Raw genomic sequence first — 24,136 nt, forward strand, 5'->3', positions numbered from 1 at the left:
TTCTGGTGCCGACCATTACCGACAATATCGACGCGGCGCTGATCGCTCAGGCAGGCGACAACCTCAAGCTGATCGCCAATTTTGGCAACGGCGTCGACAAGATCGATGTCGCGGCTGCGGCCAAGAGGGGCATCACCGTCACCAACACGCCGAATGTCCTGACCGAAGACACCGCCGACATGACGATGGCGCTGATGCTGGCGGTGCCGCGGCGGCTCGCGGAAGGCGCCAATGTGCTCACCGGCGACAAGAAATGGGCCGGCTGGTCGCCGACCTGGATGCTGGGCCGGCGCATCTGGGGCAAGCGGCTCGGCATTGTCGGCATGGGGCGGATCGGCACGGCCGTAGCCAGGCGGGCCAAGGCCTTCGGACTGTCGATCCACTATCACAACCGCCACCGCGTGCTGCCGGCCGTGGAAGACGGGCTGGAGGCGACCTATTGGGAAAGCCTCGACCAGATGCTGGCCCGCATGGATATCATCTCGGTCAACTGTCCCTCGACGCCGGCAACCTTCCATCTGCTTTCGGCGCGGCGGCTGGCGCTACTGCAGCCCACCGCCTATGTCGTCAACACCGCGCGCGGCGACATCATCGACGAGGAAGCACTGGTCAAGCTGATCCAGGACGGCAAGATCGCCGGCGCCGGCCTCGATGTCTACGAGCACGAGCCGGCCTTGAACGGCAAGCTGCTGAAGCTCGCGGCCAAGAACAAGGTCGTGCTTTTGCCGCATATGGGCTCGGCGACGCTCGAGGGCCGTATCGACATGGGTGAAAAGGTCATCATCAACATCCGCGCCTTCGTTGACGGCCACCGCCCACCAGACCGCGTGCTGCCGCTCAGGACCTGACACTGTCGCGGTGCGATATCCGTGGCCCACAAACCGTAAGATAAGACTTACGGGAGAGCTTTGCGCATGGTGATCGAGGTCGGCCTGGCATAGCCGTCATGCGCCGTCCGTCCAGTTTCGCGAAAGCCGAGGCGAGCAAAGGCCGCGTGGTTCGCGGTCAACTCGATCCGCGTCTGAAGCTCGATGGCGGCCTTGCCGCGGCCGCGGGCAAGGTCTTCGACCGCCTGCATCAGCCGCCGGCCGATGCCTTGTCCCTGGCAGTCCGGCGCCACGGCGAGCTTGCCGACATAGAACTCTGCCACCTTTTCAAGGGCAAAGACGCAGCCGACGATCCGATCACCCCTGAGCGCCACGAAGCCGGTCTCCCGCCGCGCCTTGTCCCGCAGAGTGTCGGCGGTCAAAAGGTGGGCCGAGGAGGGCGGGTCGATGACGTCGTCCATCGAGGCGAAGGCACGCATGATCAATGCGAGCACATCGTCCCAACGGTCGAAATCGGTCGGGATCCGCCTGATGGAGACTGCTTCGATCAGGTCCAAGAATTCAGCTTCTCTTGTAACGGATGGTGTCGAAGCGCGCCGCCAGCCCATCATAAAGCAGCAGCCGGCCGACCAGCGGTTCGCCCACGCCGGTGATCAGCTTGACCGCCTCCATGGCCTGCAGCGTGCCGATGACGCCGGTCAGCGCGCCAAGCACGCCGACTTCGGCGCAGGACGGCACCAGGCCCGGCGGTGGCGCCTCGGGAAACAGGTCACGATAGCCTGGGTTGGGCTTGCCGTCCTTGCCGTCTTCGAATGGCTTCAGCACCGTGACCGAGCCGTCGAAGCGTCCGACGGCGGCATGCACCAGCGGTTTCCCAGCGCTCGCGCAGGCATCGGCCACGGCGTAGCGCGTTTCGAAATTATCGGAACCGTCGACGACGATGTCATAGCGGGCGACGAGGGCAGGCGCATTGTCCGTGGTCAGCCGGAACGTATGCGGTTCGACTGTGGTATTGGGATTGATGCGGGCGATTGCCGCCTTGGCGCTGTCGGTTTTCAGCAGGCCGACAGTGTCGGTGCCGTGAATGACCTGACGCTGCAGGTTGGAGAGCGAAACGGTGTCGTCATCGACCACGCCGAGCGTGCCGACGCCGGCGGCGGCAAGATATTCAAGCACCGGGGCGCCCAGCCCGCCGGCGCCGATGACCAGCACCCGGGCCTGCTTCAGCCTCTGCTGTCCGGCGCCGCCGATTTCCGGCAGCACGATGTGGCGGGCATAGCGTTCGATCTCGTCTGCGGTCAGGGCGGCAGTGGTCATTGCCTGATCATACAGGCACGGAAAAACCTTGTCAGGGGTCTTCGGTTGGCCCAACCGTCCCGTGGTCGACGGTCAGGAATTGCGCACGGCCCTGGAGACTGGAAAACAGCGCAGCATCGGTTCCTGTCATGAATGCCTGGCAGTTCAGTTCCTCCAGGATGGAAAACAGCGCCGCGCGCCGCCCGCTGTCGAGATGCGCAGCGATCTCGTCGAGCAGCAGGATCGGCGTCATGCCCGACATTTCGCCGGTCAGCCTCGCGTGCGACAGCACGATGCCGACCAGCAGCGCCTTCTGCTCGCCGGTCGAGCAGAGCTCGGCCGGCATCGCCTTGGGGCGGTGCCGAACCACCAGGTCCGAACGGTGCGGGCCGTCGAGCGTACGTCCGGCGGCGCGATCGCGCTCGCGGCCCTCGGCAAGCGTCCGACGGAAGCGTTCCTCCACATCGACCGCCGGCGCCACGGCAATCTCGGCTTCCAGCTCGCCTGAAAGGCCGATATCGGCTTGCGGAAACGGTCCCGTGTCGGGCAGCCTGTCGATCATGGCGGCCAGCAGGCGCACCATCTCGGCGCGCGCCGCGGCAATCGCCACACCGGTTTCGGCCATCTGCGTCTCGATAGCGTCGAACCAGCGGTCGTCCCGAGAGCTTTCGGTAAGCAGTCGGTTACGACCGCGCATCGCCTTCTCGTAGTCGATCGCACGTTGCCCGTGGCCGGGGTCGATCGCCAGCACCAGCCGGTCGAGGAAGCGCCGGCGATCCGCGGCCGGTCCGGTGAATAACGCGTCCATGGCTGGCGTCAGCCAAACCACGCGCAGCCATTCCAGCATGTCCTCGGCCGAACGCGCCGAAGCTCCGTTGATGCGTACCCGCCTGCCGCCTTCGCCGGCGGTGTCACCGCCGGAAATGCCTGTTCCGATCTCGACCTGGCCATCAGGTCCGTCGAGCCGGGCATGCAGCGCAAAGCCGCCGTCGCCGCCCTCGCGCGCGACATCGGCGTAGGGCGCGCGGCGCAAGCCACGTCCCGGTGTCAAAAAGGAGATCGCTTCGAGGAGATTGGTCTTGCCGGCGCCGTTGTCGCCGGAAAAAACCACGGCACCTGGCGCCAGATCGATCGTCAGCGCCGCATAGTTGCGGAAATTAGTAAGTGTTAGCTTACTTATATGGTTCTGTGCCGGCAACCGCTATCCGCCTATAGAAGTCGCCGTAAATATCGCGCTTGCCGCCGGTCCACAACAGGACCGAAGTGCTGACACCGCGCCGCTACACGCGCATCGGCATCAGCACATAGAGTGCGGTCTCGTCGGCCATGTCGTGGATCAGCGTCGGCGAACCGGCATCCGCCAGCATGAACTTGGCCTCCGTGCCGGTCAGCTGCGCGGCAACGTCGAGCAGGTACTTGGCGTTGAAGCCGATCTCGATCGGATCGGATGAATAGTCAGCGGACAGTTCTTCGGTGGCGCTGCCTGAATCCGGATTGTTGACCGCAAGCGTCACCTGACCCTCGCTGATCGACAGCTTCACCGCGCGACCGCGTTCGGAAGAGATGGTCGAAACACGATCGACGGCGGCGGCAAAGCTCTGGCGGTCGATGATCAGCTTCTTGTCGTTGCCTGTCGGAATGACCCGCTGATAATCGGGGAAGGTGCCGTCGATCAGCTTCGAGGTCAAAACCACGCTGCCGATGGTGAAGCGGATCTTGGTGTCCGACAGTTCGGTGGTCACCGCAACATCCGGATCGTCGACAAGCTTCTGCAGCTCGCTCACCGTCTTGCGCGGAATGATGATGCCCGGCATGCCCTCGGAACCCGCCGGCGCGTCGATCTCGGCGCGCGCCAGGCGGTGGCCGTCGGTCGCCACCGAGCGCAGCTTCAGCTTGCCGCCAACCTCATGCGTGTGCAGGTAGATGCCGTTCAGGTAATAGCGTGTCTCCTCGGTGGAGATGGCGAACTGGGTCTTCTCGATCAGGCCTTTCAGGGCAACCGAGTCGAGACGGAAGATATGCGAGAAGGATCCGGCCGAAAGCTCCGGGAAGTCGGATTGCGGCAGGCACTGAAGGCGGAAGCTCGAGCGGCCGGACGTCACCGTCATGGCGTTGCCGTCCTCGTCCGTCTTCAGCATCACCTCGGCGCCATCGGCGAGCTTGCGCACGATGTCGTAGAGCAGATGTGCCGGGACCGTCGTCGCCCCGCCGCGCTCCACCTTGGCGGGCGTCGCTTCGGTCACCTCGAGGTCGAGATCGGTTGCCTTCATTTCAAGGCTGGCGCCTTCGGCGCCGAGCAGCACGTTGGACAGGATCGGTATGGTGTTTCGCCGCTCGACCACACGATGGACGTGGTTGAGCGACTTCAGGAGATTTGACCGTTCCAGGATAACACGCATGACGAAACAGGCTCGCTTGAATGAATGACGGGTCACCAGTGAGCGGCGTCCCGCGAAAGGTCTGAATAGGCTCAGAATCTGCGTAAACTGACAGGAAAAAACCAGCAAACGCAAGCCCGCGCCGCCGGTTCAGGCCGGCTACGCGGGCTTTCTGGGGATAACGCGCCCGAAGTCCGCGAGCCAGTGTCGAAAAACCGAAATCCAGATCGCTTCCAGGCGATGCCACGAGCCCGATGCAGGCCCGGCGCCGCACTGGCAAGCCATTGAATCCCGGCGTTGTTTCGGTTCGGCCCTCCCGGAGGGTCAGGCCTGATCGTTGATCAGCCGCCTCAGAAGCTCAAGTTCCTGCGCCAGCGTGTTGTCGTTGCCGGAAAGGTCCTCGATCTTGCGCACGGCATGCAGCACCGTGGTGTGATCGCGGCCGCCGAAACGCCGTCCGATCTCGGGTAGCGAGCGCGGCGTCATCACCTTCGACAGGTACATGGCGACCTGCCGCGGCTTGACGATGGTGCGCGTGCGCCGGTTGGACAGCAATTCGGTCTTCGACACATTGTAGTGACGCGCCACGATGCGCTGGATGTCCTCGATACGGACACGCTTCGGCTCGCCTGTGCGATAGATGTGGCCGAGGATTTCGTCGATCCGGTCGATGGTGATCTGCGGCTCGAAGGATTGACGGAACAAAAGCTGATTGAAGGCGCCTTCCAGCTCGCGTCCGCTGCCGGTCACGGTGCGGGCGACGTGATTGAGGATCTCCTCCGAAATGTCGAGGGATGCGTCGTCGCTCCTGGCCGTGGCAAGGCGCAATTTGAGCATGCCGAGGCGCATGGCGAAATCGGGCGCCGACATTTCAAGCGCGACACCGCCATTGAGGCGCGAACGGACCCGCGGTTCGAGCGATTCCAGTTCCGATGGTGGCCGGTCGGCAGCGACGACGACCTGCTTGGCGCTGTCGAGCAGCATGTTGATCAGGTGGCAGAATTCATGCTGGATCGACTTGCCCTGCAGGAACTGCATGTCGTCGATGATGAGCAGGTCGATGTCGCGCAGCTGCTCCTTGAGCGTCAGAGCGTTGTTGTCGCGGATCGCGGTGGCAAAGCGCCACATGAAATACTCGGCCGTGAGATAGACGACGCGCGACTTGGGGTTCTGCTTCAGCGATTCCGCGGCGATGGCCTGCAGCAAATGGGTCTTGCCGAGCCCGACGGTTGCGTGAAGGAAGAGCGGATTGAAACGCACCGCGCTCGATTGCGATTCCGCCACTGCCTTGGCGGCGGCGAAGGCCACCCGGTTCGACGGCCCCTCGATGAAAGAGCCGAACGTGTAGCGTGGATCGAGCGGTGACCCCAGAACGTTGTGGCGGAATTCGCTCTCGATGGGTGTGCCCGGACGCGGAGTCGATGCGCGCTCCACCCGGCTGGGGCTGACTGTGCCTGCGGCAAGCGCCGTCTGCGTCTGCCGTGTCACCTTGCTGCGTGCCGGCGTTACCTCTGGCTCGGCCTGGGCGCGTCCCTGACGGGTTGCCGTGCGCACGACGATGTCTATCTTGAGAAGATCGGGATCCTCCTGCTTCCACAGCTCGGAGATGAGGTCGAGATAGTGGCCGTTGATCCATGAGCGCAGGAAGGCGGTAGGCACCGAGATGCGGACAATGCCCTTGGAAGCCTCGGCGACTTTCATGCGGCCAAACCAGCTCGAATAGACTTCGGTTCCCAGGCGCGCCTTCAACTGGGTCTTGACCCGGTCGAATTTCTGTTCCGCGTCGCTGGACACCGCCATGTCGTTTGCTCCGATCAAAGTTCCAGGAAATGGGAGGTCGCCCGTAAGTTCCCTTTCGATGCCGCTCTGCATGATCTTTTCCTTGTCCTTCCGTACCTGTTTTCCGCCGGGGATGCGCCTCCTGCATCCGGTTCCGGCGACCTAAGTCTTTGCTACGATGTCCGCTGCCGCCGCCGGCAGGTGAACGTCGCCCATTATCCGTGGGAACCGGTGCCGGCCCATGGAAGCCAGTCCGCGTTGGGTATGTCAGGGCAATACAACACCGTCCGGCGAAAAGAGCGCCGGCGCGCCGTCTACCTGCCATGTCTAGTTACGCCAGTCCCCTACCGTATCGAAAAAGACAAACCAAAGCCGTCCGCGGACTTGATCCGCGTTGCAAATCCCGCCAATTTAAGCTGGCCGATTCAGGCTTGGGTTAAGAGCCAGAGCCCGTCCCTTTCGATAGATCGACACTACCGAAATCGCTGTGGATAGGGCAAGGCCACGTCTAACGGATTTTTAAGGAATCTGGTTAGTGGAGGCGGGTTCGAGTGGCATGCCGCGACGGCACATTTTAACAAAGCCATTGTGATTCAAACCCTTTTCCGGCGAATATGAAAAACCGGGCGCTGACAGAAATATTCTGAAATAATTCGCTTGACAGCGACTTCTCCCCGATCGGGCCAGTCCGGTGTGGACAAGCTGTGGATCACCATCTGTAAGCGTTTGAAAAATATAAGCTATTTTTGACAGCCAAGAATCATTAGGCCGGCGATTTTCAAGCGTGCCGATCAACAGCAGGCATGCATATGCCGGCAAACTATTCCCTATTGTGAAATCCGCATAAGACGCCGTTTCCGGACATTCTTTTTAAGTGCTTGCCGGCAAACGAAAAAACCCGGCACAAACGGCCGGGTTCGAAGAACGTCAGTCTAGGCAAGTAATGTCAGGCCGACAGTACCTTGACCCGCTGAGCCAGTCGCGACACCTTGCGGGACGCCGTGTTCTTGTGAATCACGCCCTTGGTTGCGGCGCGCATCAATTCCGGCTCCGCGATCTTGAAGGCAGCCTGTGCGGCAGCCTTGTCACCGGAGGCAAGCGCCTCTTCGACCTGGCGGATATAGGTGCGGACGCGCGAGCGACGGTTCTTGTTGATCGCTGCGCGGCGGACGATCTTGCGCGTTGCCTTTTTGGCCGAGGATGTATTGGCCATGATGCCTCTCTTCTGATCTGGTCGGCGCATGCGGGATGCCGCAGGGCGCAAAAAACAAACGGGCTGCCACAGGGCCGCCTCGGTTGGTGCGGCTTATAGTTCAGCTTTTCCGGCGCGTCAACGCTGCCTGGCCTTCTTTTTGGCGGCCAACAACCATCTTCTTCGAAGCCAAGGGATTGGCGTCAGCGGTTGGTGAAATTCGGCTTCCGCTTCTCGGCAAAGGCCGCCATGCCTTCCTTCTGATCGTCCAGTGCAAACAGCGAGTGAAACAGCCGGCGCTCGAACCGCAATCCCTCGGCAAGCGTCGTCTCGAAGGCGCGGTTGACAGCTTCCTTTGCCATCATCACCGATGGCAGCGAGAAAGCGGCGATCTTGGCCGCGGCCTTCAGCGCCTCCTCGACAAGTTCACCGGCAGGCACGACCCGCGACACCAGGCCAGAACGCTCGGCCTCGGCGGCATCCATCATCCGCCCGGTCAGGCACATGTCCATCGCCTTCGACTTGCCGACAAAGCGGGTCAGCCTTTGTGACCCGCCCATGCCTGGAATGACGCCGAGCGTGATCTCGGGCTGGCCGAACTTGGCCGTGTCGGCGGCGATGATGAAATCGCACATCATCGCCAGCTCGCAACCGCCGCCGAGTGCATAGCCCGCCACCGCCGCGATAATAGGCTTTCGCGCCCGCGTCAGTTCCTCCCAGCCGACGAAGAAGTCTTGGGCGTAGGCGTCCGCATAGGAGATGGACTGCATCTCCTTGATATCGGCGCCCGCCGCGAAAGCTTTTTCGGAACCGGTGATGACCATGGCGCCGATACCGGGATCGGCGCTGAACCCGTTCACGGCTGCCACCACCTCGGTCAGGATCTGGGAGTTCAGCGCGTTGAGCGCCTGCGGCCTGTTCAGCGTGATCAGCCCGACCTTGCCGTGCGTCTCGGTGATGATCGTCTCATAGCTCATGGCTGCTTCTCCTTGCTTACGCTCGTCTAGAGCGGTTCATCGTTTCACGGAAACGCAGAACCGCTCCATCTCCTTGTCTTGACCAATTTCGGACGGAAAACCGCCCCCGCTTTTGCTGGAATTGCTCTGACTCATCGCTGACATGTCCGGCAATAAAAGGTCGATCGGCCGCTCTGCACGACACGCTCGATGTGGCCGCCGCAACTGGGCTTGGAGCAGGCCTCGCCTTCGCGGTCGTAGACGGCGAAGGCGTGTTGGAAATAGCCCAGCGACCCATCGGTCTGCATATAGTCCCGCAGTGAGGAACCGCCGGCTGCGATCGCATCCGATATCACCGAACGAATGGCTTGCGCGAGGTGTTCGCTTTGGGCCTGGGCTTTCTTTCCGGGCCTGGCGATCGTGCCCGCCTCGCGCAGCGGCGACAGGCCCGCACGCCACAACGCCTCCGACACATAGATATTGCCGAGCCCGGCGATCAGCCTCTGGTCGAGAAGCGCTGCCTTCAGCGGTGATCTCCGCCCCTTCATCAATGAGGAAAGCAGCGCACCGTCCAATGTGTTGCCCGTAGGCTCGACGCCAAGTCCAGCCAGCATCGGATGAACGTCCGGCAGTCCTTCCGCAAACAACATGAAGCCGAAGCGGCGCGGATCATTGAAGATCACGCGCGATCGGGTACCGGCCGGAGACACGACATGGAAGACGACGTGGTCGTGATTGGAGCTCTTCGAGCGGTCGTGCCGGAAGATGCCGGGCATGTCGCTGCCATCGGCCGTCTCGATGCGGAATGAGCCCGACATGCCGAGATGGCAGATCAGCGCGGGGCCGCCTTCCAGGTCCATCGTCAGATACTTGGCCCGGCGGCCGAGTGCCGTGATCGTCTTGCCGGCCAGTCGCTGCGCGAATTTCTCGGGAAATGGAAAGCGCAGATCCGGTCGGCGCGCCTCGACGCGGGCGATGGTGGCGCCTTCCAGAACCAGCTGAAGTCCGCGCCGGACGGTTTCGACCTCCGGTAACTCAGGCATGACCGCCGATCGCCGCATAGAAAGAAGTGCCGTAGCGTCCGGGCGCCAGCCCGAGATGCTCGGCCACGGTTTCGCCGATGTCGGCGAATGTCGTTCTCAGTCCGATGTCGCCGCCCTTGAGACCCGGTCCAGTGCCGATCACCGGAACGCGCTCGCGCGTGTGATCGGTCCCGGCCCAGGTAGGGTCGTTGCCGTGGTCGGCCGTCAGGATGAGAAGATCGCCCTGCCGCAGCCTCGCAAATGCCTCCGGCAGCCGCAGGTCGAAGGCCTCGAGCGCTGCAGCATAGCCCGCGACATCGCGGCGGTGACCGAATTCGGTGTCGAAGTCGACGAAATTGGCGAAGACGAGGTCACCGTCGCCGGCATCATCCATCGCACCCAGCGCTTCGTCGAACATAGCCATGTTGCCTGCCGCCTTGCGCACTTGCGAAATTCCGCGATGGGCGAAGATGTCGCCGATCTTGCCGACGGCGATGACACGGCTGCCACGCGCCGTCAGCCGGTCGAGCAGGGTCGGTTCCGGCGGGGGCACGGCGTAGTCATGACGGTTGTATGTCCGCTCGAAAGTGGCGGTGGTTTCGCCGACGAACGGCCGCGCGATCACCCGTCCGATCCTGAGCGGGTCAACCAGCCTGCGCACCACCTGGCAGAATTCATAAAGCCGATCGAGGCCGAAATGGACTTCATGCGCGGCGATTTGCAGGACCGAATCGACCGACGTGTAGCAGATCGGCTTGCCGGTCCGGATGTGTTCCTCGCCGAAGCGCTCGATGATTTCGGTGCCCGGCGCATGGCAATTGCCGAGAATGCCCGGCACCTTGCCTTCGCGGATCATCGCCTCGGTCAGTTCGGCCGGAAAGGCGGGAACCGTATCCGGGAAATAGCCCCAGTCGAGGCGCACCGGCAGGCCGGCGATCTCCCAATGGCCCGACGGGGTGTCCTTGCCGCTCGAAACCTCCTGTGCGGCGCCGTGAAAGGCAGTTGGGAGCAGATCCGTCCCGCTGCTGGCAAAGCCCAGCCCCGTTGCGGTTTCGGCAGCCTTGCCAAGCCCGAGCGAGGCCATATGGGGGACAAACAGCGGTCCACTGCGAAGCCCTTCGCGATCCGCGCGGCCCTCTGCACAGGCTTCTGCGATGTGCGCGAATGTGTTGGCGCCGGCGTCGCCGTAGCGGTCGGCGTCGGCCGCTCCACCGATGCCGAAGGAGTCCAGAACGAAGAGGAAAGCGCGTGCCATCGAGTTGTTGCCAGTTTGACCGACCAGACATAGGGTTCCGCGACTTCATTGGCAATTCGGAAACCAAACGGCAACGGCTTGGCGTGATAGTCTGGTGCATGTCGCCCAAAAGTGCGCAGCGGTTTTGGGATAACGACATGCACAAACAGAGATGCATGTCGCCCAAAAGTGCGCAGCGGTTTTGGGCTGCGACATGCACAAATGCTCCGGGCATGGGCATGAATCGAGGACAACAGACCGTGGTTCCTGTCATGAGGGTTGCGCTGAAGACTTATGCCGCTCTCATGCTGGCGCAGGTCGCGCTCTGGTCCAATCCGGCGCATGCCGACTGGCGCGACGATATCGGCACGTTTCGCATCGGCATCGTTGCCGAGCCAGGCGCCGGCAACTCCGTTCCGGGGCTGGCACTGTTGACCGACGCCTACACCAAGGCCTTGGGCATGAAGGTCGAGTTTGTCGTTGCCCGCAACTATGCCGCGCTGATCGAGGCGCAGGCCAATGCCCGCATCGAATATGCGATCTATTCGGCCACTGCATATGCGACGGCCTCGCAGCGCTGCTTATGTATCGAACCGCTTGTGGCTCCGGTCGATTCAGACGGCGCGATCGGCATCCGCTCGGTTCTGCTGACGCGGGACGGCAAGCTTCCCGACCTTGCGGCGATGGACAGCCATCGTATCGCCATGGCGCCTTCTGACAGCGTCGGCGGTTCTCTCTTGCCATTGGCGGCGTTGGCGGCGGAAGGCCGCAAGATCGCGGAAGATGCACCGTTTCTGGTCCATGCCGATTCGGCCGCGGCGGCCGAGACGATGCTGGTCGACGGCAAAGCCGATGGCCTGTTCGGCTGGGTGACGGCCGCTGCCGACGGCCCGCGAGAACCGTCGGGCACGCAGGCCAGGTTGGAGGCGGCAGGGGTCTCAGTGACGGCGCTTCGGATCGTATGGACGTCGGGCCTGTTGAGATACGGCCCGCATGCGATCCGTAGCGATCTCGACCCCGAAGCCAAGCGCCGGCTTGCCGTGTTCCTCACCAACCTCAAGTCGACGACGCCCGATATCTACGATCTCCTGGAATCGAAACATTCCGGCGGCTTCGCTCGTGTGGCGCCAAAAGACTACGAGATGGCCGCTGCTATCGTGCGCTTCGTTTCGGACCGTGGGCCGCAGCAGTAGCTGGAGCGGCCTGCGCACGCCTGGCTGCCTCTGTTCAACAGTCGCTGCAAGAGATCGCCACGCTTCTGCGGGGGCGCAGAAAATAGGTTTCGCCCATCTTTATCTGGTTGAAAGCAGAGGTCATTGTAAGCTCGATAACCGGCTTGTAGACGAGATTGCTTTCGACGCGAATGAGAAACGTGTTGGCGACCTTGAGCGACGCTGGGACTGTTGTCTCGGTGGTCGCGGCTGCGCCAGGGCTGGCGACGCCGGCTACCAATTTGCGTGACCACACCACCAGTGCCTGCGTCGCATCGGCCGAGACCTGGATTGCCGTGATGGTGATGGTCGGGTTTGAGCGGTTGTAGGGCTGAAGGGTGACGCTGCCTATCTGCATGATGGCGTCGACATCCGCCTTGAGGACGCTTGTCTGCTGAGTGACGAGATCGGCCACCATGCTGCCGATGCGACTGACCTTCTTGCTGGTCTCGATGGCTTGCGATGCTTCCATTGTGAGGAAATACATGATCAGCAGAATTGGCATGATCAAAGCGAATTCGACCGCCGCGATGCCGCGGCGATCGGACCAGAACAGACTTGCTTTCCGCCAAACTCCCGTAATCATAAGATGTGCCCCCGCACGCATCATGCCCATTGCCCTTTTCTTATACTGCTCGTGCATTCCGCTCAGTTGTCGAACGGTTCGTTCTGCCAGGTCACCGATGCGAAGTGCAGCGTCTTGTTGCCGCCCATCGATTTGGCCAGCAGGTCGGTCATGATCGGCCATTTGTAAAAGACCCGCAGCATGTTCCTCGACTCCGCCGCACCCGCTGTCACTGAAAACGACTGGGTGGCGGTGCCTTTCGTCAATACGACATCGCCGTTCTGGATCTTGAAGCCGGCCGTGGCCGCATCGGCGAACGATGTATATTGGCGAAGATCCACCAGCAGTTGATTGGGACAATCCTGGGAAACGATGATCTGCAGTTTTGTGCAGATCATGTCCCGCAAGTTGGTTCCGGCGACGTCAACCGCCCTCAACTGGCCGGTGCGAAGCTTGCGCGCGACATCGTCGGTGATGTTGGCCATCACTTCCTGCGCGGCAAACGAGATGCAGCTTTCCAGAATGGCGAAGACAAGCAGCGCGAAGGGGACTGAAAGGATCGCGAATTCGATTGCCGTGGCGCCGCGCCGGTCACGAAGAAAACGGGCGAAAAACCTTGGGCATCTCACTTTGTGGTCGCCTGCGCGGCCGTATCCCTTGCTCATGTCCGATCCTGCCGATCTCTATGCGGTCTCGGAAGGACCATTAACGCAAACCGATTGAGGTCCGGTTTGGATGATCGTTAAAGTCGGCGCAGGCCTCTTAACCGGCCAATAACCGCACCGGCAGCCGGTCACGCCACCTATCGGCTGACGCTCATCTCCGCCTCGGAAGACTTCTCCGCTTCGCTCTTGTAGGAGCTTTCGCAATACGGCGTGCAGGACATCGTCTGGATTTCGGCACGCCGATAGATGCGCACCGACGAAGCGGCCTGCCGCACGACGGTTACCTGCTCATCGACGATGGGACTGCCGTCGGTATCGAGCACGACCAGATTGGTGACGCCGAAACCTTTGCCGGTGAGCACGATCGTCGAAGCGTCCTGCACGGAAGCGTCGGCGATTGCCGGGTTGCCGACCACGATGGTGTCTGCGGGACGCGACAGTTTGACGATCTTGGCCTGGTTCATCGTGACCTCGATGCCGGCGCCGGCCATGGCGGGCGCGACGAAGCTCGAGACGGCAAGAAGCGCGGCAATCAGGATTGACGATCTCGGCTGGGCCATTGAGGCGCTCCACGCAGGCGGACTGATCAACGGAACATGAACGAGATTGGTGAACCAACGGTTAAGCCTGCGATGTTGCCAATCCTGCAATGGCCGACAAGGGCGCCCCGCGAGGCGCGGTCCAGTCGGGGCGCAAGCCTGCCAAACCCGGGACTGGAAGGCGCGGCGGTACTTTAGCCCGAAGTTAACCACGCAATATGTTCGAACCGGGAAAGGAATCGGTAAGGCTGTTTCTTAAGCCGATCGAAAGAGCTTCTCCCTAGATTGGCAGCATCCGATCAACCATCACAGAAGTTGACGGAAGTGCTGTAACACGTGGAGTAGGAGCTCTCGAATGTCTAATCTCATCGCACGTTTTGTGAAGGACGAATCCGGCGCGACCGCTATCGAATATGGTCTGATCGCCGCTCTCATCGCGCTCGCCATCATCACTGGCGCCGGCACGCTCGGCAATGCGCTGAATGCCAAGTTCACCAACATTGGCAGCACCCTGAACAACGCGCCGACCGGCAGCTGATCGGCTTATCGCCGAGCACTTGCATCGCATTTTCTGGAAAAGGGCCGCCGCGTGGCGGCCCTTTTTATGCCGCTGCCAATATAGGTCGTCTTTTCGTTCCTGGCCTCATCAATCGTTAATCGAACATATCTTAGATTGAGCCCAATAAAATCGGACAATAGGCATGGCGCCGATGCTTGAAGCCTTGATCTTCGTCGTCTTTCCCTTCTGCATGCTGTTTGCCGCGATCTCCGACATGCTGTCGATGACGATCGCCAACCGCGTGCCGGTGCTGCTCGTCGTCGTTTTCGCGCTGGTCGCGCCCCTGACAGGCATGGACTGGGCAGCCTACGGCGGACATTTCGCCGCCGGCGCCCTGGTCTTGGCCGTGACGTTCGGCCTGTTTGCAATGGGCGGCATGGGCGGCGGCGACGCCAAGCTTCTGGCCACCACCGCGATGTGGATGGGCCTCAATATCAATCTCGTCGAATATCTTGTCGCGTCGACAATCATCGGCGGCCTGCTGACGCTCGCGATCCTCCTCTATCGGAAGTCGCTGCTTGCGGCCGTTACCGGCCAAAATCCGTTTCTGCGCCATTTCGCCGACGAGGCCAAAGGTGTTCCCTATGGCGTCGCGCTCGGCCTTGGCGGGTTGCTGACCTATCCGGATTCGCCTTTGATGCTATGGGCGCTTGCCAGGCTGGCGGCTTGAGTACGACCTTATTTTATTGTCTGTCGGCATTGCAGAACCCTCCGTTCTCAACAGGGTCGGCCCGGCTGTTTTGGCCGGTCCGGCTATAGTTCGGCTAATTTATGTAAACCTTAAATTAATCACGATCGTAAGCATTACATTAACCTTGTTTTGACGATTGCCGCTGCAAAGTCCGGCTTGGCTACGTGGTTTGCCAGGGCAAGGGTTCGGACAGATGCCAGCATCGCGATTGATAATTCTGAGCGTGGCGGTGGCCGCGGCGGGTGGCGCTGGCTATGTTGCGAAGAACATGGTGGCACCGCCACCCCAGGTCGTCGTCGATTCCGCTCCCCAGGCCCCGGCAGTGGCACTCCAGGATGTGCTTGTGCTTTCAGGCGACGTTCCGATGGGCAGCCCGATCCAAAACAACATCGCTTGGCAATCCTGGCCCGCCGATGGCGTCAACGCTAATTTCATCACCCGCACCGCCGAGCCCGAGGCGCTGGACAAGCTGAAGGGTTCCATTGCCCGTGTGGCGATGTATGCCGGAGAGCCGCTGCGGCGCTCCAAGCTGATCGGCGAGGGGCAGAGCTTCATGTCGTCGATCCTGCCTTCCGGCATGCGGGCGGTCGCCACGGCCATCTCGGCCGACACGTCGGCCGGCGGCTTCATTCTTCCCAACGATTTCGTCGACGTCATCATGACCCGCAGGGCCGATGCCGCCAGCGGTGCCGCCGGCTTCAACACCGAGACCATCCTCAAGAACATCCGCGTCCTGGCCATCGACCAGACCATTCAGGAGGACGAGGAAGGCAAGAAGACCAGGGTGGGCCAGACCGCCACGCTGGAACTGACGCCCAAGCAGGCGGAGATTATCACCGTCGCCCAGCAGATGGCGGATCGCCTGACCCTGGCGCTGCGGGCGGTCGCGGACACGCAGGAAAAGAATGTGGGTGAGGCCGACTATCTCGTTTCCGGCAATGGCCGCAGGGGAACGGTGAGGCTGATCAAGTCGGGCGAAGTTTCCGAAGTGGGAGCAAGGAAATGAAGCTAGGTGGCAAACTGCCGGCAATCGTAGCCGCGGCATTCGGCCTGCTGCTCGTCGGAACGAATGTGCAAGGCAGCGTCGTCGAGGCAAAGAACGCGCAGGTCACGGCATCGACGGCCACCCAGCGCGTCAAGCTCGGCCTCAACAAGTCGGTGGTCATCGACCTGCCGAGCGATGCCTATGACATTCTCGTCGCCAACCCGGCGGTTGCCGATGCGGTGACCCGCACCGCAAGGCGCATCTATCTGTTCGGCAAGGCGGTCGGCGAGACGAACATCTTTGTCTTCGGCCCCAATGGCGAGCAGATCGTCAGTCTGGACCTGGCCGTCGAGCGCGACGTTGCCGGCCTTGAGGATTATATCAGGCGCTTCCTGCCGACGTCGGCTGTCAAGGTGGAACTGCTGAACGACAACGTCGTTCTCACAGGAACCGTGGATACCCCCCTGGATGCCAAGCGCGCCGAACAGTTGGCGAACATGTTCGTGTCGGGTGGTGAAGCGACGACGGGACAATATTCGCAGACCGCGGCTGGCGGCTCGGCCCAGAGCGGTGTCGACATCAACAATCCGGACCAGGAGCGCCGCACCAGCCAGATCGTCAACCTGATCCAGATCATTGGCGACGACCAGGTCACGCTGAAGGTCACGGTCGCCGAAGTCAGCCGCTCGGTGATGAAGCAGCTCGGCGTCAACATGGTTGGCAGCGGCGGCAGCAACGGCATTAGTTACGGCGCAATCAGCGACAACTTCACGGGTCTCGGCAAACAGCTGTCGAATTCCGGCTTTCAAATCGGCGCTTCAGGACTGCAGGCTTATGTGAACGCTATGGAGCAGTCCGGGGTGATGAAGACCTTGGCCGAGCCGACCTTGACGGCTGTGTCGGGCGAGAAGGCAACCTTCAAGGTCGGCGGTGAATACAATATGGTCACGGGTGTCTCGGCAAATGTATCGCAAGACAACCAGACCGGCCTGAAGACCTACAGCGTCGAAAAGATCGAGTACGGCATCGGCCTGGAATTCCAGCCGGTTGTGTTGTCTCCCGGCCGCATAAGTTTGAAAGTCAGGACGTCGGTTTCCGAGCCGACAACCGAGGGATCCGTATCGTTCTCCTCAGGCGTGACGAGTCCCGGCATGAATGCCCTGTCGCTGCGCAAGCGCCTTGCCGACACAACGGTGGAATTGCCATCCGGTGGCTCCATGATGATCGCCGGCCTGGTTCGCGACGATGTCAGGCAAGCCGTCAACGGATTGCCTGGATTGACAAAGATCCCGGTGCTTGGCGCGCTCTTCCGCAGCAGGGATTTCGTGCGAAACGAGACCGAGCTCGTCATCATCATCACGCCCTATCTGGTTAAGCCGGTGGCGCGCAACGACCTTGCCAAGCCGGACGACAATTTCAACGCCGCCAGCGATGGCGCCGGCATGTTCCTTGGCCGCGTCAATCGCGTCTACGGCACCATGCAGACCGACAAGCCCAATGGCCGCTACCACGGCGTTGTCGGCTTCATCTACAAGTAAGCGGGGAAGCGGACATGTCTCAGTCAGCATTGAAGGCAAGCACCATCGCCGCAACGACCCGTCTCGGCCGTTCACGGGTCTGCCGGCGAGCCGTTCCTGTCCTGGCGGTTGCGGTGGCGGCGCTGCTCGCCGGCTGCGCCCAGCGCGACAGCATCACGGTCGGCGCCATTCCGGACGATTACCGCACCAACCATCCGATCGTCATCGCCGAGAAGAATCAGAAGATCGACCTGCCTGTCGGCGCCGGTGACCGCGGCATGACCGGCTCCCAGCGCGATACGCTTCTTGGCTTCCTGGATGGCTATGACAGAAGTGCCGCCCCGACGCTGACGATCCAGGTCCCGAGCGGATCGGCCAACGAGGTCGCCGCGACCACGGCGGCCCGCGATTTCGCCCGGCTGGCGGTTGCCAGCGGCATCAAGCGCAATCGGATTGTCGTGACCTCCTATCAGTCCGCCTCCGCCGAAGCCTCTGCCCCGATTCGCGTTGCTTATATCTCGGTGAAAGCCCAGACCGATAAGTGCGGCCGCTGGCCCGAAGATCTTATGGAGACATCGGAGAACAAGCACTATGCCGACTTCGGCTGCTCCTATCAGAACAATCTTGCCGCCCAGATGGCCAATCCCGCCGACCTGCTCGGCCCGCGTAAATCTGCCAATATTGATCCGGCAAATCGTAGCCAAGCAATCGATGTTTACCAAAAGAGAGGCATTTCGGAAGAGTTCCTCGGCAATTCGGAAGTGACGTACTGAGCCGCAAATCTCGGATAGAACAGGCCACGGGAGAGAGCATGACGATGAGCAACCTTGCCTACGACGCCCCGGTGGACGGCAGCGATACCTCGCAGCAGGACATCGCCGCGATGCAGGCGTTGCGGCCGATCCCGCGCATCTCGATCCAGGCATTCTGCGAGACCGAGGGTGTTGCCAACCCGGTCGAGCGCGCCGGCGAGGACCGTCGCATGACGAAGGCGCATCTCAAGGTCCACATGGGCGGTGTTCCCACTGCCATCGAATTCTACCAATCGGCGCCGACGCCCAATCTGATCCTGCTGGAATCGCGCAGCGAGCCCAAGCAATTGCTGGAACAACTCGCCCAGCTTTCGGAATATTGCGATCCGACGTCGAAGGTGGTGGTGATCGGCCACTACAATGATGTCGGCCTCTACCGGGAACTCATCCGCAACGGCATTTCCGAATATGTGATCGCTCCGGTCTCGATGGCCGACATCGTCAGCGTGGTGTCGTCGATTTTCATCGATCCGGAAGCCGAGCCGCTCGGCCGCTCGATCGCCTTCGTCGGCGCCAAGGGCGGTGTCGGCTCCTCGACGATCGCCCACAATGTGGCTTGGGCGATGTCCTCCCTGTTCAAATCCGAAGTGGTCGTCGCCGATCTCGATCTGGCTTTCGGCACCGCCAACATCAATTTCGACCAGGATCCGGCGCAAGGCATCGCCGAGGCGGTGTTTTCACCGGAACGCATCGATGAAGTCTATCTCGACCGGCTGCTGACCCAGTGCGCCGAGCATCTGTCGCTGCTGGCGGCGCCTTCGACGCTCGAACGGGTCTATGATTTCGATCCAGAGGCCTTCGTTCAGCTCATCGACACCGCCCAGCGCAGCGTGCCGCTTCTGGTGCTCGACGTCCCCCATGCCTGGACGGGCTGGACCAAGAACACCTTGGTCAAGGCCGACGAGATCGTCATCACCGCGACACCGGAACTTGCCAATCTGCGCAACACCAAGAACCTCATCGATATGCTCAAGCGGCTTCGTCCCAATGATCCGCCGCCCAAGCTGATCATCAACCAGGCCGGCGTCCCGAAACGCCCGGAGATTTCGCCGGCCGATTTCGCCGAGCCGCTCGGTCTGTCGCCAATGTCGGTCATTGCTTTTGATCCCTTGCTGTTCGGCAATGCCGCCAACAACGGACGCATGCTTGGCGAAATGGATGCCAAGAACCCGATCGTCGCAATGATCAACGAAATGGCGCATGTGCTGACCGGGCGCAGCGAAATCAAGATCAGGAAGAAGGCCGGGCTCGGCAGCCTGCTCGGCAAGCTCTCGCGCAACAAGAAGTGACGCTTCAGCAGTGGAATCGGTAGTCGATCATGTTTGGTAAAAGAGGCAGCGACGACGGCAACCGGTTCACGCCGGAATTTCGCCAGCCAGCACCGGCGCCTGTTGCGCCGCCGGCTGCAGGTTCCGTGGACACGGCGGTTCTGACACGGCCCGCGGCGCCAAGCGCGCCTGTCGCGCCGCCGGCGCGCCGTGCGGTCGAGGCACCGCCATTGGCGCCTGAGCCGAAGCGGGCACAGCGCGAAAAGAGCGAAACCTATTACGATACCAAGAGCCAGGTCTTCTCCGCGCTCATCGACACCATAGATCTGTCGCAGCTTTCCAAGCTTGATCCTGAAAGTGCGCGCGAGGAAATCCGCGACATCGTCAACGACATCATCGCGATCAAGAACTTCGCAATGACGATCGCCGAGCAGGAAGAGCTGCTCGAGGACATCTGCAACGACGTGCTCGGCTATGGGCCGCTCGAGCCGCTGCTCGCCCGCGACGACATCGCCGACATCATGGTCAACGGCTCCAGGAACGTCTACATCGAGGTTAACGGCAAGGTCGAACAGACCGGCATCCGCTTTCGTGACAACCAGCAGCTCCTCAACATCTGCCAGCGCATCGTCAGCCAGGTTGGCCGCCGCGTCGACGAATCCAGCCCGATCTGCGACGCGCGCCTCCCCGATGGCTCCCGCGTCAACGTCATCGCGCCGCCGCTCTCCATCGACGGCGCCACGCTCACCATCCGCAAATTCAAGAAGGACAAGCTGACGCTCGACCAACTGGTCAAGTTCGGCGCCATCTCGCCGCAGGGCGCCGAAGTTCTCAAGATCATCAGCCGTGTTCGCTGCAACATCGTGATCTCGGGCGGTACCGGTTCGGGCAAGACCACGCTGCTCAATTGCCTGACCAACTATATCGACCGCGAGGAGCGCGTCATCACCTGCGAAGACTCGGCCGAGCTGCAATTGCAACAGCCGCATGTGGTGCGCCTCGAAACCCGCCCGCCCAATCTGGAGGGCGAGGGTGAGGTGACGATGCGCGACCTGGTCAAGAACTGCCTGCGCATGCGGCCCGAGCGCATCATCGTCGGCGAAGTGCGCGGACCCGAAGTGTTCGATCTTCTGCAGGCGATGAACACCGGCCATGACGGCTCGATGGGCACGATCCACTCGAACAGCCCGCGCGAATGCCTGAACCGCATAGAATCCATGATTGCCATGGGCGGTTATTCGCTGCCGCAGAAGACAGTGCGCGAAATCGTCGTCGGCTCCATCGACGTGATCATCCAGGCAGCGCGCCTGCGCGACGGATCGCGCCGCATCACCCACATCACCGAGGTGATCGGGATGGAAGGCGACGTTATCATCACGCAGGATATCGTCCTCTACAACATCAAGGGTGAGGACGCCAACGGCCGGCTGTTGGGTGAGCACGTATCGACCGGCATCGGCCGTCCGCATTTCTGGGAGCGTGCACGCTATTACGGCGAGGAGCAGCGTCTCGCCATTGCGCTCGAGGCGATGGAGAAACGCGCTGACTGACGTCTGCTGGGGTGTAAGGGTTCGGGCCAATGTTTGGAATTGACGGCACAGTACTGGCGTTTGTCGTGCTCGCCGGCTTCAGCGCCGGCGCCGTCGCTTATGCATTTCTGTTCACCCGGATCAGCAACGAGAAACAGGTCGGCAAGCGGCTCGAAACAATCAGGACCGCCGAGACGGATCGCTCCGTCGTCAAGGCCTCGCGCGACCGCGTGGCGGAAGCCGCCAAGCGGCGCAAATCGGTTCAGGATTCTCTCAACGAACTCGACGCCAAGCAGAAAACCAAGGACAGCCGCGTCAAGAAGCCGCCGCTGAAAGCCCAGCTTCGTCAGGCCGGCCTCAAGACCACCATCGAGCGTTTCTATATATATTCCGCAATATGCGGCATCGTTTTGACAATGGCCGCTTTCGTGGCCGGAGCCCCGCTGATCGCCTTGCCGGGCGTGCTGCTGGCCGGGGGGCTGGGCCTGCCGCGCTGGTTCGTCACGTTTCGCCGCGCCCGCCGGGTCAAGGCATTCCTCAACGAATTTCCAAACGCGCTCGACATCATCGTGCGCGCGGTCAAATCCGGCCTGCCGCTGAACGATGCCGTGCGCCTGATCGCCAACGAATCGCCCGAACCCGTGAAGACCGAGTTTCGCCGCATCGTCGATTCACAGCAGATGGGCCTCTCTATCCCCGACGCGACCTTGCGCATGCCCGAAACCATGCCTTGCACCGAGGCAAGCTTCTTCGGCATTGTTATCCAGATTCAATCGCAAGCCGGCGGCAATCTCTCCGAGGCGCTGGGCAATCTTTCGCGCGTGCTTCGCGATCGCAAGAAGATGAAAGCCAAGGTCGCGGCGCTGTCGATGGAAGCGAAGGCATCCGCCGCGATCATCGGTGCGCTGCCCTTCATCGTCGCCTTTCTCGTCTACCTGTCGAGCCCGGCCTACCTGATGCCGCTCTTCAACACCAGCGTCGGAAACCTGATCCTTGGTTGCTCTGCGGTCTGGATGTCGATCGGCATCCTGGTGATGCGCAAGATGATGAACTTCGAAGTCTAGGATGCTGGCATGACCGAGCAAGTCATCAAGACCCTGACGGATCCGAGCTTCCTGATCGCGATGCTGGTCGCGATAGCGGTGTTTGCGACCGTCTTCACCTTGCTGCCGGCGTTTGGCGGAAACCAGCTCAAGTCACGCATGAAATCCGTTGCGCTGGAGCGCGACGAACTGCGTGCGCAACAGCGCGCCCGGCTTGCGGTCGAGGCCGATCGCCGTCGCAAGGGCTTGCGTGAGGAACAGTCGATCGGCATGCGCAACATCGTCGACCGGCTGGATCTGAGACGCGCGCTCGCCGATGAAGGCACCTTGCAGAAACTCAAGGTGGCCGGTTTTCGTGGACAGAATCCGCTGACGCGGTTTCTTTTCTTTCGTCTCGTGCTTCCTTTTGTCGGTTTCGCGCTGGCCGCAATCTACATCTTCGTGCTCGGAGGACTGCCCGACAAGCCATTGGTCATCAGGCTGTTCGTCTGCATCCTCGTTGCTTACGGCGGCTTCTACGCGCCGGTCATCTACGTCAACAACCGCGCCACCAAGCGCAAGCAGTCGATCCAGATGGCATGGCCGGATGGGCTCGATCTGATGCTGATCTGCGTCGAATCGGGCATGTCGGTGGAAGCAGCATTGCGCAAGGTCGCCGACGAGATCGGCGCGCAATCGGTGGCGCTGGCGGAAGAGTTCATCCTCACCAATGCCGAGCTTTCCTATCTGCCGGAGCGCAAGCAGGCCTACGAGAACCTGGCAAGCCGCACCGGCCTGGATTCGGTCAAGTCGGTGTCGCAGGCGCTCGTCCAGGCCGAGCGTTACGGCACGCCGGTGGCGCATGCACTGCGCGTGCTTGCCGCCGAAAGCCGCGACATGCGCATGAATGCGGCCGAGAAGAAGGCGGCCGCCCTGCCGCCAAAACTCACCGTGCCGATGATCCTGTTTTTCCTGCCGGTGCTTTTCGCCATCATCCTGGGTCCCGCCGGCATTCAGGTCAGCCAACGCGGTATCTTCGGCGATCATGCGGCGCCGGCAACAAACGCCCAGTAGCGGCAAGGCAAATTCCTGCAGTACACTTCAAACGAAGAGGCCGCGCTGCATGCAGCGCGGCCTCTTCGTTGGGGCATCGGAATTGTGGTCTCAGTTGGTTGCGGATTTCGGCTTATCCTGGTCCTTGAGCTGGCTCCAGGCGTTCTGTTGGGCCAGCATCTGCCTGAGATAGGCGACATTTGCCTGCGCCTGTTCGGGCGACAGTTCCTGCGAGGCGATCTTCTCGGCCTCGTCGAACCGGCCTTGCAGGCCGACGACCAGCGCCAGGTTCTGGCGGACCCGGCTGTCCGCATTCGGCTGTTGCGCGGCCGAGCGCATATAGGTTTCGGCGGTGCGCAGATCACCTTCCAGCACATACGACATGCCAAGATTGGAGAGCACGGAAGGCTCGTTCGGCTTGAGGTCGAGCGCCTTGCGGTAAAGCTGGCGCGCATCGTCCTTCTGGCCGGTCTGGTCGAGAATGGCCGCTTCCGCCGACACCAGCCTCCAGTCGGGATATTCCGGTGTCTGAGCGCGGCGCACGGCGTCGAGCGCCGCCTCGAACTGGCCATTGGCGGCCAGCGCCTTGCCATAGGAGGCAAGCACGTCACGATCCTTGGGCAAAGCGATGGCGAGTTTGCGCATCACGGCCAGCGACTGGTCGGCGTCGCCATCCATCTGCAACGCCGCCGCATAGTTCGTCGCTATCCGCTTGTCGTTGGGGTTCTTCGCGTAGGATTGGCCAAGTGCGCCGGTGGCATTGTGCAGTTCGCCGGCCGACATGCTTTCAAGCGGTTTGCCGCTGGTGCGTGCGATAGAGCCGGTGGAGAGCTTGTCGGTTCCGCAACCGGCGACGCCCGCCGTCAGCGCCAGCACAAGAGCCATGGTGATGAGCCGTTTTCCCCTGATATTGATCCTGCGGTTGGTCGGCATGGCACCCTAAGCCTCCATTCATGCGCGGCCATTGCGTGGCCGTCTTCCCTCTCGCAGAAATATTCTGTTAACCCTAACGGACGGTTAAGAACGGCGACTCACA

The 24,136-nt window shown here is 61.7% G+C and carries 24 protein-coding genes; 11 read left to right on the forward strand and 13 right to left on the reverse strand.

The annotated features are described in order from the left end of the window. Nucleotides 1-848 (forward strand): D-glycerate dehydrogenase (locus EN949_RS08315; RefSeq protein WP_164782485.1); only part of this gene is annotated, 848 nt, incomplete at its 5' end. Nucleotides 849-895: 47 nt separating this feature from the next. Here the strand turns inward: EN949_RS08315 and EN949_RS08320 are convergent. The 9 genes from EN949_RS08320 to EN949_RS08360 all read right to left on the reverse strand — a co-directional run bounded on the left by EN949_RS08320 (nt 896) and on the right by EN949_RS08360 (nt 10,705). After that, nucleotides 896-1,384 (reverse strand): GNAT family N-acetyltransferase, encoded by a 489-nt coding sequence (locus EN949_RS08320; RefSeq protein WP_127218679.1) that lies wholly within the window; start codon nt 1,382-1,384, stop codon nt 896-898. A gap of 4 nt (nt 1,385-1,388) precedes the next feature. Next, a complete protein-coding gene (locus EN949_RS08325; RefSeq protein ID WP_013527879.1) occupies nt 1,389-2,144 on the reverse strand; it encodes a molybdopterin-synthase adenylyltransferase MoeB in 756 nt (251 codons plus the stop codon). Nucleotides 2,145-2,175: 31 nt separating this feature from the next. After that, on the reverse strand, nt 2,176-3,321 hold the full coding sequence (recF, locus tag EN949_RS08330; protein WP_013527878.1) for a DNA replication/repair protein RecF: 1,146 nt from the start codon (nt 3,319-3,321) through the stop codon (nt 2,176-2,178). Between the two features lie 82 nt (nt 3,322-3,403). Further along, nucleotides 3,404-4,522: a DNA polymerase III subunit beta gene (gene dnaN, locus EN949_RS08335; protein ID WP_013527877.1), complete on the reverse strand. Its 1,119-nt coding sequence runs from the start codon at nt 4,520-4,522 to the stop codon at nt 3,404-3,406. A gap of 303 nt (nt 4,523-4,825) precedes the next feature. After that, the gene (gene dnaA, locus EN949_RS08340; RefSeq protein WP_127387494.1) at nt 4,826-6,301 is read right to left on the reverse strand and encodes a chromosomal replication initiator protein DnaA; all 1,476 of its coding nucleotides are present in this window, start codon (nt 6,299-6,301) and stop codon (nt 4,826-4,828) included. 925 nt (nt 6,302-7,226) lie between these two features. Next, complete coding sequence (rpsT, locus tag EN949_RS08345) at nt 7,227-7,493, reverse strand: 30S ribosomal protein S20 (protein ID WP_013533694.1); 267 nt, start codon at nt 7,491-7,493, stop codon at nt 7,227-7,229. 182 nt (nt 7,494-7,675) lie between these two features. Further along, on the reverse strand, nt 7,676-8,449 hold the full coding sequence (locus tag EN949_RS08350) for an enoyl-CoA hydratase (RefSeq protein WP_013533693.1): 774 nt from the start codon (nt 8,447-8,449) through the stop codon (nt 7,676-7,678). 131 nt (nt 8,450-8,580) lie between these two features. Beyond that, nucleotides 8,581-9,471 carry a bifunctional DNA-formamidopyrimidine glycosylase/DNA-(apurinic or apyrimidinic site) lyase gene (gene mutM, locus EN949_RS08355; protein ID WP_013533692.1) on the reverse strand — a complete coding sequence of 297 codons (891 nt, stop codon included), beginning with the start codon at nt 9,469-9,471 and terminating at the stop codon, nt 8,581-8,583. Beyond that, nucleotides 9,464-10,705 (reverse strand): phosphopentomutase, encoded by a 1,242-nt coding sequence (locus EN949_RS08360; RefSeq protein ID WP_063171179.1) that lies wholly within the window; start codon nt 10,703-10,705, stop codon nt 9,464-9,466. The genes mutM and EN949_RS08360 overlap by 8 nt, the downstream gene beginning before the upstream one ends. 251 nt (nt 10,706-10,956) lie before the next feature. Between EN949_RS08360 and EN949_RS08365 the strand changes: the two genes are divergently transcribed. After that, the gene (locus tag EN949_RS08365) at nt 10,957-11,877 is read left to right on the forward strand and encodes a PhnD/SsuA/transferrin family substrate-binding protein (RefSeq protein WP_164754698.1); all 921 of its coding nucleotides are present in this window, start codon (nt 10,957-10,959) and stop codon (nt 11,875-11,877) included. A 34-nt stretch (nt 11,878-11,911) separates the two neighbouring features. On the opposite strand, the gene EN949_RS08370 is transcribed toward EN949_RS08365, so the two are convergent. The 3 genes from EN949_RS08370 to EN949_RS08380 all read right to left on the reverse strand — a co-directional run bounded on the left by EN949_RS08370 (nt 11,912) and on the right by EN949_RS08380 (nt 13,685). Then, complete coding sequence (locus EN949_RS08370) at nt 11,912-12,505, reverse strand: TadE/TadG family type IV pilus assembly protein (RefSeq protein WP_024503193.1); 594 nt, start codon at nt 12,503-12,505, stop codon at nt 11,912-11,914. 38 nt (nt 12,506-12,543) lie between these two features. Then, the gene (locus EN949_RS08375) at nt 12,544-13,125 is read right to left on the reverse strand and encodes a TadE/TadG family type IV pilus assembly protein (protein WP_063169998.1); all 582 of its coding nucleotides are present in this window, start codon (nt 13,123-13,125) and stop codon (nt 12,544-12,546) included. Between the two features lie 137 nt (nt 13,126-13,262). Beyond that, a complete protein-coding gene (locus tag EN949_RS08380) occupies nt 13,263-13,685 on the reverse strand; it encodes a pilus assembly protein N-terminal domain-containing protein (protein WP_013533687.1) in 423 nt (140 codons plus the stop codon). Nucleotides 13,686-14,019: 334 nt separating this feature from the next. Here EN949_RS08380 and EN949_RS08385 point away from each other — a divergent pair, with 334 nt between their 5' ends. The 9 genes from EN949_RS08385 to EN949_RS08425 all read left to right on the forward strand — a co-directional run bounded on the left by EN949_RS08385 (nt 14,020) and on the right by EN949_RS08425 (nt 23,121). Further along, entirely contained in the window at nt 14,020-14,202 is a 183-nt protein-coding gene (locus tag EN949_RS08385) for a Flp family type IVb pilin (RefSeq protein ID WP_013533686.1), read from the forward strand. A gap of 172 nt (nt 14,203-14,374) precedes the next feature. Further along, nucleotides 14,375-14,893, forward strand: a complete 519-nt coding sequence (locus EN949_RS08390) for a prepilin peptidase (RefSeq protein WP_127366954.1) — start codon at nt 14,375-14,377, stop codon at nt 14,891-14,893. Nucleotides 14,894-15,107: 214 nt separating this feature from the next. Further along, nucleotides 15,108-15,920 carry a Flp pilus assembly protein CpaB gene (gene cpaB / locus EN949_RS08395; RefSeq protein ID WP_013533684.1) on the forward strand — a complete coding sequence of 271 codons (813 nt, stop codon included), beginning with the start codon at nt 15,108-15,110 and terminating at the stop codon, nt 15,918-15,920. Next, complete coding sequence (locus tag EN949_RS08400; RefSeq protein WP_013533683.1) at nt 15,917-17,437, forward strand: type II and III secretion system protein family protein; 1,521 nt, start codon at nt 15,917-15,919, stop codon at nt 17,435-17,437. Before cpaB ends, EN949_RS08400 begins: the two co-directional genes overlap by 4 nt. 14 nt (nt 17,438-17,451) lie before the next feature. Then, nucleotides 17,452-18,189: a pilus assembly protein CpaD gene (locus EN949_RS08405; protein WP_013533682.1), complete on the forward strand. Its 738-nt coding sequence runs from the start codon at nt 17,452-17,454 to the stop codon at nt 18,187-18,189. A 38-nt stretch (nt 18,190-18,227) separates the two neighbouring features. Continuing rightward, entirely contained in the window at nt 18,228-19,517 is a 1,290-nt protein-coding gene (locus EN949_RS08410) for a CpaE family protein (RefSeq protein WP_013533681.1), read from the forward strand. Between the two features lie 29 nt (nt 19,518-19,546). Further along, nucleotides 19,547-21,046, forward strand: a complete 1,500-nt coding sequence (locus EN949_RS08415; protein WP_013533680.1) for a CpaF family protein — start codon at nt 19,547-19,549, stop codon at nt 21,044-21,046. 29 nt (nt 21,047-21,075) lie between these two features. Continuing rightward, entirely contained in the window at nt 21,076-22,089 is a 1,014-nt protein-coding gene (locus EN949_RS08420) for a type II secretion system F family protein (protein ID WP_013533679.1), read from the forward strand. 9 nt (nt 22,090-22,098) lie between these two features. Beyond that, complete coding sequence (locus EN949_RS08425) at nt 22,099-23,121, forward strand: type II secretion system F family protein (RefSeq protein ID WP_013533678.1); 1,023 nt, start codon at nt 22,099-22,101, stop codon at nt 23,119-23,121. A 90-nt stretch (nt 23,122-23,211) separates the two neighbouring features. Here EN949_RS08425 and EN949_RS08430 read toward each other — a convergent pair whose 3' ends face one another. After that, on the reverse strand, nt 23,212-24,033 hold the full coding sequence (locus EN949_RS08430) for a tetratricopeptide repeat protein (protein ID WP_013533677.1): 822 nt from the start codon (nt 24,031-24,033) through the stop codon (nt 23,212-23,214). Nucleotides 24,034-24,136 lie beyond the last annotated feature (103 nt).

This window comes from Mesorhizobium sp. M7A.F.Ca.US.007.01.2.1, from assembly GCF_003998165.1.
Classification (GTDB): Bacteria; Pseudomonadota; Alphaproteobacteria; order Rhizobiales; family Rhizobiaceae; genus Mesorhizobium; species Mesorhizobium ciceri.